Annotated in this window: 10 protein-coding genes; 2 read left to right on the plus strand and 8 right to left on the minus strand. The window is 50.8% G+C overall.

Going from position 1 to position 11,154, the window contains the following annotated elements:
* Nucleotides 1-7: 7 nt before the first annotated feature.
* Genes sufS through sufA form a run of 5 tightly spaced genes read right to left on the minus strand, consistent with a single transcriptional unit; the run spans nucleotide 8 to nucleotide 5,087 of the window.
* On the minus strand, nucleotides 8-1,228 hold the full coding sequence (gene sufS, locus GA0061071_RS17495) for a cysteine desulfurase SufS (protein ID WP_088236891.1): 1,221 nt from the start codon (nucleotides 1,226-1,228) through the stop codon (nucleotides 8-10).
* Nucleotides 1,225-2,496, minus strand: coding sequence for a Fe-S cluster assembly protein SufD (sufD, locus tag GA0061071_RS17500; RefSeq protein WP_088236892.1), 1,272 nt, complete (start codon nucleotides 2,494-2,496; stop codon nucleotides 1,225-1,227). The genes sufS and sufD overlap by 4 nt, the downstream gene beginning before the upstream one ends.
* Nucleotides 2,471-3,217, minus strand: coding sequence for a Fe-S cluster assembly ATPase SufC (gene sufC, locus GA0061071_RS17505; protein WP_088236893.1), 747 nt, complete (start codon nucleotides 3,215-3,217; stop codon nucleotides 2,471-2,473). The genes sufD and sufC overlap by 26 nt, the downstream gene beginning before the upstream one ends.
* 17 nt (nucleotides 3,218-3,234) lie before the next feature.
* Entirely contained in the window at nucleotides 3,235-4,722 is a 1,488-nt protein-coding gene (gene sufB, locus GA0061071_RS17510; RefSeq protein WP_061495246.1) for a Fe-S cluster assembly protein SufB, read from the minus strand.
* An 8-nt stretch (nucleotides 4,723-4,730) separates the two neighbouring features.
* Nucleotides 4,731-5,087: a Fe-S cluster assembly scaffold SufA gene (sufA, locus tag GA0061071_RS17515; protein WP_088236894.1), complete on the minus strand. Its 357-nt coding sequence runs from the start codon at nucleotides 5,085-5,087 to the stop codon at nucleotides 4,731-4,733.
* Nucleotides 5,088-5,659: 572 nt separating this feature from the next.
* On the opposite strand from sufA, the gene GA0061071_RS17520 reads away from it, so the two are divergent.
* The gene (locus GA0061071_RS17520) at nucleotides 5,660-6,448 is read left to right on the plus strand and encodes an alpha/beta fold hydrolase (protein ID WP_167352663.1); all 789 of its coding nucleotides are present in this window, start codon (nucleotides 5,660-5,662) and stop codon (nucleotides 6,446-6,448) included.
* On the opposite strand, the gene GA0061071_RS17525 is transcribed toward GA0061071_RS17520, so the two are convergent.
* Complete coding sequence (locus GA0061071_RS17525; protein WP_088236896.1) at nucleotides 6,381-8,204, minus strand: PilZ domain-containing protein; 1,824 nt, start codon at nucleotides 8,202-8,204, stop codon at nucleotides 6,381-6,383. The two genes, GA0061071_RS17520 and GA0061071_RS17525, sit on opposite strands and share 68 nt — an antisense overlap.
* A 544-nt stretch (nucleotides 8,205-8,748) precedes the next feature.
* On the opposite strand from GA0061071_RS17525, the gene GA0061071_RS17530 reads away from it, so the two are divergent.
* Nucleotides 8,749-9,489 (plus strand): EAL domain-containing protein, encoded by a 741-nt coding sequence (locus tag GA0061071_RS17530; protein ID WP_088236897.1) that lies wholly within the window; start codon nucleotides 8,749-8,751, stop codon nucleotides 9,487-9,489.
* A gap of 204 nt (nucleotides 9,490-9,693) precedes the next feature.
* On the opposite strand, the gene GA0061071_RS17535 is transcribed toward GA0061071_RS17530, so the two are convergent.
* Together GA0061071_RS17535 and lpxP are read right to left on the minus strand one after the other, a co-directional pair.
* Nucleotides 9,694-10,050 carry a hypothetical protein gene (locus tag GA0061071_RS17535; RefSeq protein WP_245191443.1) on the minus strand — a complete coding sequence of 119 codons (357 nt, stop codon included), beginning with the start codon at nucleotides 10,048-10,050 and terminating at the stop codon, nucleotides 9,694-9,696.
* Nucleotides 10,051-10,122: 72 nt separating this feature from the next.
* Nucleotides 10,123-11,040 carry a kdo(2)-lipid IV(A) palmitoleoyltransferase gene (gene lpxP / locus GA0061071_RS17540; protein WP_061495233.1) on the minus strand — a complete coding sequence of 306 codons (918 nt, stop codon included), beginning with the start codon at nucleotides 11,038-11,040 and terminating at the stop codon, nucleotides 10,123-10,125.
* Between the last annotated feature and the right edge of the window lie 114 nt (nucleotides 11,041-11,154).

The following is an 11,154-nucleotide window of genomic DNA, read 5'->3' on the forward strand; positions in this document are numbered from 1 at the left end:
TCTTACGTTAGCCCAGCAACTGATGAATACGTTTCAGGCCAGCTACCAGACGATCCACCTCTTCTTCTGTATTGTACATAACCAGCGATGCGCGACACATGGCCGGCACTTTATAAAACGCCATCAACGGCATGGCACAATGGTGCCCGGTACGCACCGCAATACCGTAATTATCGAGGAAACTCCCTACGTCATAGGCGTGGTGTTTCCCCAGATTAAAAGCAATCACCCCCTGACGCTGCGCCGGGCCATACAGGGTTAAATCCGGCACCTCTGCCAGTGCAGTTAACGCGTAACGCATCAGCGTCTGCTCATATTCGCCAATGGCGTCCAGCCCAAGTCGGGTGACGTAATCAATAGCTGCGCCAAGGCCGATAATGCCGCCGGTATTGGGTGTGCCGGCTTCGAAACGCCAGGGCGCTTTGGCATAGGTGGTGCCCTCCGTCAGACTGACGGTGGCGATCATCGAACCGCCCCCTTCCCACGGCGGCATATCCTGCAGGATCGCCTCTTTCACATACAGCACGCCAATCCCTGTCGGTCCGTACAGCTTATGGCCGGAGAAGACATAAAAATCACAATCCAGCGCCTGCACGTCCACTGAATGATGCATTACGGCCTGCGCACCATCCACCAGTACTTTCGCTCCGTGCTGATGCGCCAGTGTGATCATCTCCGCCACCGGGTTTTCGGTGCCCAGTACATTCGAAACCTGAGTGATGGCCAGCAGGCGGGTACGCTCGTCAAACAATGTGGGCAGCACGCCGAGTTGCAAGGTGCCATCCTGATTGAGCGGAATAACACGTAGTTGCGCACCGACGCGTTCACAGAGCATTTGCCACGGCACAATATTGGCGTGATGCTCCATAGCGCTGATAACTATATTGTCACCCGCGTGCACCTGGCTGTTGCCCCAGCTGTTTGCCACGAGGTTGATACCCTCGGTCGTGCCGCGCACAAACACCAGTTCTTCCGGCAGCCGCGCGTTAAGAAACGCCGCAGCCTGCACGCGCACATTTTCCATACGTTGCGTGGCTTCTGCGCTCAACGTATGAATGCCGCGATGTACCGCGGCATAGCCGTGGCGGAAAAACGCCGCTTCGGCATCAATAACCTGATTCGGTTTTTGTGCGCTGGCGGCACTGTCGAGATATGCCAGCGGCAGTCCGTTCACTTCACGCAGCAGTACCGGGAAATCGGCACGTACGGCGTTGACGGGAAAACTCATGCTACGCCCCCTGCCAGACGCTGACTGATTCGCGCCAACACCTGATGTTTTAGCGCCTCGTCGTTGATCGCTTCCGTCAGTTCAGCGGCAAAGGCATGGATAATCATTTTTTGCGCCGCCTGCTGGTTGATCCCGCGCGAGCGCAAATAGAACATCTGCTCATCATCGATTCGCCCGATGGTGGCACCATGACTGCATTTCACATCGTCGGCGTAGATCTCCAGTTGTGGCTTGGTATCCACTTCCGCCAGACGACCGAGCAATAAATTGTTGTTGGTCATCTGTCCGTCGGTTTTGATGGCATGTTGTGCCACCTTAATTAATCCGTTAAAGACTGCCCGGCCTTTGTCGCTGACAATGGTTTTATGCAACTGGCGGCTATGACAGTAACCCTTATTATGCTCAAGCCAGGTCCGCGTATCGCACACTTCCGACTTAACCGGCATTGCCAGGCTGTTGATATTGAGCTGCGTGTTCTCGCCATTCAGTTGCGTACTGGTGTTATGTCGCAGCACTGCGCCACCGAGCAAGAAACTGTCGCTCTTTGCCGAACCGTTGTCCGCAAGCCAGATATCATTGTGCGCAAAGTGGTAGCTCGCTGGGTTTTCAAACGCCAGCTTCACATGATGCAGATGGGCATTCGCTGCAACGCTCATCGTTAGCCGCGAGCCGGTAAAATGCGGATTGTCGTTGAGGCTGACATAGTGCTCATAGATGGTCGCTTCCGCCCCCTGCGCCAGCGAAAGATGATGGCGATAATGCGCCGTGTTCATCTCATCCCCCGCCACTCCCTGAGTGATATGCATTAAGAGCAACGGCTTAGAAGGCCGCTGGTCTTTCGCCACCTGAATCCAGGTCACGGACTGCGCCAGACTTTCGGTTAAATGCAAAAAGATTTCCGGCTGTACCGGTGCAGGCAATTGCTGGCGGGCATCGTTAAAGGTCACATCAAAACCGGAGCCTGCGGTATCGTCGCTCAGCGCCGCATTAAAAACGCCATCAACAAACACCAGGCGCACCGCATCAACCGGCAGCGCCAGCGCGTCGCGTTGTTGCTCACTGACCGTTCCCGCCGCAACAACAAACTGGCTGCTCAGCAGGCCGTCCAGCGGCGTGTATTTCCAGTTTTCCTGTTTGCGGGTGGGTAGCCCCAGACGCAGCATCTGTTGGAGGTGCTGATGCGCCGCGTCAGAACGCGCACCACCCTGCTTTTCAAACAGGTGATGCCACTGTTGCAGCGCGTTACTGCTGTTCGGTAAGCCAGCCATAGCCCTGCTCCTCCAGTTGCTTAACCAACGTGAAATCGCCGGATTTCACGATGCGCCCCTGATATAACACATGCACAAAGTCGGGTTTGATGTAATCCAGAATGCGCTGGTAATGCGTTACGATGATAAACGCGCGCTTTTCGTCGCGCAGAGCATTAACGCCATCGGCAACGATTTTCAACGCATCAATGTCCAGACCGGAGTCCGTTTCATCCAGAATGCACAGATCTGGCTCCAGCACCGCCATTTGCAGGATGTCGTTACGCTTCTTCTCACCACCAGAGAAACCCACATTAACCGAGCGGGTCAGTAAATCTTCCGGCATTTTCAGCAGCTTGATTTTGTCTTCCATGAGATCCTGGAAATCAAAACGATCCAGCGCGTCTTCGCCACGGTACTCACGCACCGCATTCAGCGCGGTTTGCAAAAAGAACTGATTACTAACCCCAGGGATTTCCACCGGGTACTGGAAAGCCATAAACACGCCTTCGCCCGCACGATCTTCCGGCGACAGTTCCAGTAAATCTTTACCTTTAAACTCGACGCTGCCACCAACCACTTCGTAATCTTCACGTCCGGCCAGGGTCGCAGAAAGCGTACTTTTCCCGGAGCCGTTCGGCCCCATGATCGCGTGCACTTCGCCGGGACGAACCTCCAGGCTCAGACCACGCAGGATGGCTTTATCGTCTACGCTAACCTGCAAATCTTTAATACTTAACATTTATTATCCCTTAATCCTTAACCGACGCTGTGTTCAAGGCTAATGGCCAGCAGTTTTTGCGCTTCAACGGCAAATTCCAACGGCAGCTCGGAGAACACGTCTTTACAGAAGCCGTTGACGATCATCGAGATAGCGTCATCCTCACTGATACCGCGTTGCAGGCAGTAAAACAATTGATCTTCACCAATACGTGATGTGGTGGCCTCATGCTCAAGCTGGGCGCTGTTATTACGACACTCCACATACGGGAAGGTATGCGCGCCGCTGTCCGGTCCAATCAGCATTGAGTCGCACTGCGTGAAGTTACGCGCATTGGTCGCCGTCGGCATGATCTTCACCAGCCCGCGATAGCTGTTCTGGCTATGCCCGGCGGAGATACCTTTCGAAATAATCGTCGATTTGGTGTTCTTACCGATGTGGATCATCTTGGTGCCGGTGTCCGCCTGCTGATGTCCGCTGGTCAGCGCCACCGAGAAGAACTCACCAATGGAGTTGTCGCCGCGCAGGATACAACTGGGGTATTTCCAGGTGATGGCCGATCCGGTTTCGGACTGGGTCCACGACATTTTGCTGTTGTCGCCCTCGCACAGAGCACGTTTGGTGACAAAGTTGAGGATCCCACCGGTGTTGTTATCCCCCGGGAACCAGTTTTGTACCGTTGAGTATTTCACTTCGGCGTCTCTGTGGATAATCACTTCCACCACGGCGGCATGAAGCTGATAGCTGTCGCGCACCGGTGCTGAGCAGCCTTCGATATAGCTGACGTAACTGCCTTCATCCGCCACCAGAATGGTCCGTTCGAACTGTCCGGTTTTTTCGGCATTAATACGGAAATAGGTCGACAGTTCCATCGGGCAACGCACGCCTTTTGGAATGTAGATAAACGTGCCGTCAGAAGCGACGGCGGCATTCAGCGCAGCAAAGAAGTTATCGTTGGAAGGAACGACAGTACCCAGATATTTTTTCACCAGTTCAGGATGATCGTGGATCGCCTCGCCAAAGGAGCAGAAGATAATGCCCTGTTCAGACAATTTCTCCCGGTAGGTGGTTGCTACCGATACCGAGTCAAAAATAGCGTCCACCGCCACTTCTTTGCCTTCACGCACCGGAACGCCGAGCTGGTTGAATGCCTCTTCCACTTCTTCTGTCAACCAGGCATTGGTGCCCGTTTGCTGGACAGCCCCCGGTTGAGACGCGCAGGTGTCGTCGCAATTACCGCAAGACGGCGCGGAATAGTAGCTGTAATCCTGGTAATCAAGTTTATCGTAGTGCGCTTTCAACCAGTGCGGCTCTTCCATCTCCAGCCATGCATGATAAGCATTCAGGCGGAATTCCAGCATCCACTCGGGTTCGTTGCGTTTTGCCGAGATCGCCCGCACCACATCTTCATTGATGCCTTTTGCCAGCTCATCGGTACTCAACCGGGTAAAAAAGCCCTCTTTATAGTTGAGGTTGCCGCCGGTCCAGATTTTGACATCGTCAGTCGCTTCAGTATTACGAGACATAGTACCGCCTATACCCCAAAACTTTCACCGCAGCCACATTCATGCTGCGCTTTGGGGTTATGAAATTTGAAAATCTGATTTAACCCTTCACGCACATAATCCACTTCAGTGCCGTCGATGAACGGCATCGCCTGCAACGGGACGTAGAGACGTGCGCCATTAGATTCATACAGTAAATCGTCATCTGTGGGCTCCGTTACGGTGTCTAATACGTAACCGAAACCGGCACAGCCGGTCTGTTTAATGCCAAGCCTTACGCCAAGTACACCCGCCTGTTTACTGGCCAGCGCACGGATATGTTCTGCGGCCGCCGGTGTCATGGTCAGCCCACGCCATGCAAAATCTTGCGGATTAAATGATTCCATCGCTTTACCTCACGTCACCCGATCTGAAGAGCATAATGCTATGTTAGTGATAATGATTATCACTTCAACCCGTTTTCCGCAGGGTTATTCCCTGGCAGCCCCTTTTTCGGCACTTGCTATAAGCATAGACTCTGCTGAAAGGCTTTACAGCCAGGTAAAAAATTGTTTAATAAATTGATAAATAACGGCTTTAGGCAACCCGTTGCAGGAAAGCAGGCGGAAAAGAAAAGATGTATAGGTAATACCTATTTTTGATATCGGTTACGTCGTTGCGATGTGTAATGTTTTACTTCTCAGGATAACAGCGCCCCGCCAGTTAATGATGGGCAGCCATAGAATGGGCTCGCTGTACGCTGACACAGTTGAATTTTCACGTTTTATTCCAAAAATCCCTGTTCATCAACAAGCCCCATATTGTCCTGTTGTATCCCCCTGCCGCACTTGTTGCCTGCTATCACACAGCAGAATGAGATTTTATCGTCTTCACCACGGGTCAATAACTCAACTATCATAATCGTTATTGTTTACCCAGGCTCAATGCTATGGGCCATCAAACACGGAGAGTATGGGTGATGACGCAGTCAATGATGTCGTATTCAGATACAGGTACAGGGTTTCCCGTTTTATTAGGTCACAGTTACCTGTTTGATAAATCCATGTGGTCACCGCAAATTGACACCCTGGCAAAATATTTCCGCGTTATTGCGACGGATTTATGGGGCCATGGGCAGTCGCCTGCCCTGCCTGCATCGACATCCTCTATGGCAGACATTGCCGCCGACCATTTAGCATTGATGGACTCACTGGGCATCCGTGAATTTGCCGTGGTGGGTTTATCCGTTGGCGGAATGTGGGGGGCTGAACTGGCTGCTGCCGCCCCGGAAAGAGTCAAGGCGTTAATGCTGTTTGACACCTTTGTGGGGGATGAGACGCAAGAGGCAAGGGATCGTTATTTCATGATGCTCAATGCCATCAAAGCACTGGGCAGTATCCCTGTGCCGATGCTCGAGTATGTGGTTGCGCAATTCTATTCCCGATATGCCAATCCGGAAGACATCCGGCAGCTCTCCACCTCGCTCTCCGCGCTAAGTCCCGAACAATTACGCACCAGCATTGTGCCATTGGGCGAACTGATTTTTGGTCGTCCGAATCGCCTGGCTTTGCTGGAAACCATCACCTGCCCGACGCACGTTGCCACCGGGGCGCTCGATTTACCTCGCCCGGCAACCGAAGGGCGACTGATGGCGGAAAAATTGGGTTGTGACTTTACCCTGATCCCCAATGCCGCGCATATCAGTAACCGGGAAAACCCGGAGATGGTGACGCAACTGATTGTCGATTTTCTGAGGCAGTACGGGTAAAAAACGGCTTTTCGCTGCGGATAACGGCCTGGAGTTTAACCACGTTCAGGCCGTAATCAGCCGGATCAACAACATCCTCCAGAGCACCAATTTGCGCTAAGTCACTTCCCGACATCACGCTGCTGATATTGCTTTCAGGGCAGCGAAGATTTTTGACGACATGCACTACGCTCGGTTTACCTTTGCCATCGACGTCCATAATCCAGGCCAGAAAACCGCCCGCGTATTTCGCCAGGCTACCAATCGGGTAAAACCCATAGACTTGCAAATATTCGACGATGATCGCCCGATCATATGCACTGTCCGCCTGGTAAATGTAGCGGCACGCAGTCAATGGCGTGAGGGGAGACACACCGTTGCGCGCATTGGTGAGCTTATTAATCGCTTTAATCACCGATAACAGACGCACCAGCGAAGAGAGCTGACTCCCCTGTTTACCCGCAGGGTACCCCATCCCATCCAGCCGTTCATTCGCATTTTCAATCACATCGCGGCATGTCAACCCAGGCGTCCACCCCAGCTCGCGCAACCGGTTCAGCAGTGCCCCGACATGCGTACGCAGTATCATTTTCTGCGCTGGATCCATACAGGCTTTGAGCGAAGGTAACGCAGCACTCACCAGCAACGGTTTACCCAGCGTGTGCATAATGGCACCCAGCGTTGCCTCACGCACATGCGGATCGTGCGGGTCTCGCAAGATCAACATATCCGCCAGCTTTGCCGCTACCTGCACCGCATGACGAACCCAGTCAGGTTCATCGCGCAGATAGCTAAGCGCATAAAGCAGGGCTTTGCGATCCTGTTTCAACAGGTAAAGCAACGTGTCGACACAGTCATAAAAAATCCGGATAGGCAGAAGATCGTGCGTCTTTATATACATCAGCGCGACCTGCAAGCGGTGCGCCACCGCCATAACCCCCTGCTCCATCGGTGATTGACGCGCCCGTGGCTCCCGTTCTTGCTGTTCTCGTTGCCGGCTCTTCTGCTCTCGTTGACCACAGAGAAATAAAGGGGACTGGGAGATCATAGTGCCGCGCATGCCGGTACGGTAAGCCGCCTCTCTTTCCGCTTCATGCACATAACGGGACAACGCTTCCAACTGAGACGATGACAGATTGATAAACTGAATACCAACCGCTGCATAGCCATTGTTACCAAAGGGGCGTATATGCCGGACACACCCCTGGGCATAAAAACGCTCCCCGTCAGGAAACGCCAACGTAACACCGGGAATAATCTGTCCAACATTAAGCGCAATGCTTTCGAATAAATCGATTTCAACCATGCAGCCACCCACGGACAAATTGCGTAAACGTCCGGGAATCGTCAGCATAGGCGGATAAACCTCAATTCCTGCGTGCGCCTGCATGCCGAGAATAAACGGGATACGTATCTCGTCACGGTTTTCCATGACAAAAACAGATTCCGGTAATTGGCATTCGAGCCGATAATGCATGCTGTCTTTTTTCATCACCTGGACAGGGATATTACTCAGGCTATATGTTTCCCGCTCAATAACGTCCACGCCTTTTAACGCTTCAAGGTCAAAACTCAAGCCGCCGTCCGCAAGATACACGTTTATATCTGTACCCGCATATTCGACGTCGAGTGTGATGCGATTTGTTTCGTGGTTCAGTTCTGCAATGTCAGCCTCTAATGCGCAGGGCATATCTTTAGCATAAACTGACAGCATGTAGGGATGCTGCAGTAATGAACGAATGACATTTCCTGGGGGGAGAGAATAGTGTTCCGCCATGCTATATCCCTTTCATGTGAAGTTACATCGCCAAAGCTAAGACGTCACCGCTGCTGTTTTTCCTTATTATTGCCTGAATAGAAATATTCTGAATACACCTTTAAGATGTCACTTAATTAATTTAAGACTTTTCCAAAAAAAATAAAAAACACCCTCCTAAAGCAACCTGAAAATCAGACTGACTAAGTAGGCTATGTATTGTACTCCGGTGAAATCTTTCTTTTCTTAACCAAAACTTGCATTGTGCAGAAGGAGTTATTTACTCATCGACCTCTTTTTTTCATACAAGAAAACAAGAGGATAAACTAAATACTTTGCAAGGAATCAGTAAATCCTTACCCTAAAGTAAAACTAATAAACACAAAACACCAGTATAATTTATAGATTTAAGCGATCATTTCTTTAACAGTGATAGATGACAACTATCAAAAGGAGACTATCGATCATTCAAAACAATTTTCAATTGTGATGAATCGCCATGTAGAATCAAAAAATTATATGCTTGTGAAACACTGTTTCTCTCAGTGGGGGCTTTACTGAAATAATGAAAAGTAAAAATCTGGACATTAGCGGTAAGCAATTGCGAATGACCGTCGAGTTTCAACCCATCATTCGCCTCTCAGGTAATAAAATCTTCCGATATGAAGCGATTGCCAGATTTTTCAATGCCGATGGTTTTTTAATTCCCGCTCAGCAGAGCATTGCGGCAATAGAACAATCTGGCGCTATTCGCGAGGTAACGAATTTTATATTCGAGAGCATCTGTCACTTAATAAAATTGAAGCGCGACTTAACTATCTCATTCACCCTCTCACATCTTTTGATCAATGACAGAGAATACCTTGCCTGGCTTTACCAACAGTGTCTGCACAAGGGTGTCCTGCCGCAAAACATTGAAATAGAAATAAGCCAAAAGACGACACAAGCACAGTTTATTGAGAGTTTACCTTTTTTAAAACAAGCCAAAGAATATGGCTTTATGATTTCGCTGGGTGATTTCAGTGCGGAAAATCTACAAGTTGACAGTCTGGCGTTGTTTAATTTCGATACCATTAAAATCGATCGTTCGATTATCGAAGGTATCGCCGAAAGCGAAAAGAAACTGTTAACACTGCAGGTCGTTATCAGCCAGTTAATGTCAACCGGTGTGACCCTCATTTGTGAAGGTGTAAAAAAATCATCGGACCTGTCGTTGCTAAATCATTACAGTCCTGACGGGATCCACGGGTATATCTTTCACCGCCCCCTGACCTTCACCCAGATCCGGTTACTTGAGGGATTCTGAGTCAGTTCAGGACGAAACAGCCCGCTCAATGTGAACAGGCTGACAGTGTGTCACACACGCAGCAGGTTAACGCTGAGCAGTGGGTCCTTCGGGTTCAACCACTTTTGCACATTCGCACTATAGTGCTCGCGATTGGCGATCACGGCCGTTTTGGCCGTCAGTATTTCGCTTTTTAGTAGGGTTATTTAACGCGTAGTCTGTACCTTACTGTGCCAGCGTCCCCTCTTTCAACGTACAGATAATCGCCTTCTCATTGGTATGGTTGCTATCCGAGTAGAAGAACGCTTTTTTCCCTGTTTCAATCTGCGTGATGATATTAATCGCCACCCAGTTCGTCTCTTTATTGGCATCATTACTGTCGGTATAGGTTAGGGTATGCCCGCTGTATTGTTCAGAGATCTCATAAGGCTTTTCCTGCGGATTCCCGTAGTGTCGACCATTGACCGTTAACCCGGACGTATCAACAACAGCAGCGTATTCATCACAGATCAAATTGATACCCGCAGCCGAAGAACAGACGGTAAAAAGGGCAAAACAACCGCCCACAATAAACCTGACCATAAGCATCCCATATGAATTTCGTTGGCAAAAGAAAAGTACAACGCCCCGTAAACGGGGCGTTTGCGATACACACTAGTTATAGAGCGAAGGTTCACCGACGGGGCGGGTTTTGAAGCGGCGGTGGATCCATAAATACTGTTCCGGCGCCCGTAAAATTTCGCGTTCAATCACTCTGTTCATATAGCTGGCGGCGGCAAACTCATCCTGCGCCGGATAATCGCTCAACGCCTGGCCGATATGCAAAGAGTAGCCTGAACAGTCCTCTTTACGCACCATGGTTACCGTCAACATTTTGGCGCCAGAAAGGCGTGATAATACAAAGGTGCCATTAGTGGTCGCGGCATTTTGTACCGAAAAGAACGGTGCAAAAATGCTGCCCTTGCGACCATAATCCTGATCAGGCGCAAACCACACGGCTTCTCCCTGTTTCAAGGCATTCACCAGACCTTTCAGGTTACGGCGATCAATCATGGATTTATTCGAACGCATACGCCCGCGCGTCTGCACCCACTCCATCAGCGCATTATTATGGGGGCGGTAGGTGGCCATCATCGGCTGACAGAGCCCCATCACACGACCGCCTAACTCCAGCGACATAAAATGCACGCCGACCACCATCACCCCACGCTGGCTGGCCTGAGCAGCCTGTAAATGCTGGTAACCCTCTACGTCAAACCAACGGCGTACGCGCTTATCTGGCCAAAACCAGGCCATACCGGTTTCGATCAACCCCATACCCAGCGATTTAAAATTCTTCTCGATGAGCACTTCACGCAGTGCGTCATCCATTAACGGGAAACAAAGTTCGAGATTGCGGCGTGCAATGCGCTCGCGGCGCTTCAGGAAAGGTCGGGCGGAACGTCCAAGGCCCGCGCCAAGGCGGGCAAGAACAGGATAAGGAAGCTGCACAAGAAGCCAGAGAAAACCCAGTCCGGCCCATGTCACCCAGTTGCGGGGGTGTAAAAAAGTCAATTTAAAGGTTGTCATCATTGTTACCTAAAAGCCCAATTCAGTAGCGCTTAAGGAGACAATGAATCACTTCATCAGGTCTTTACGCGTTACAGCTCTTCGCATACGGCGCAGCCGAAGCGATACATCCAGTGG

The sequence above is a fragment of the Kosakonia oryzendophytica genome (genome assembly GCF_900094925.1).
In the GTDB taxonomy this organism is placed as follows: Bacteria; Pseudomonadota; Gammaproteobacteria; order Enterobacterales; family Enterobacteriaceae; genus Kosakonia; species Kosakonia oryzendophytica.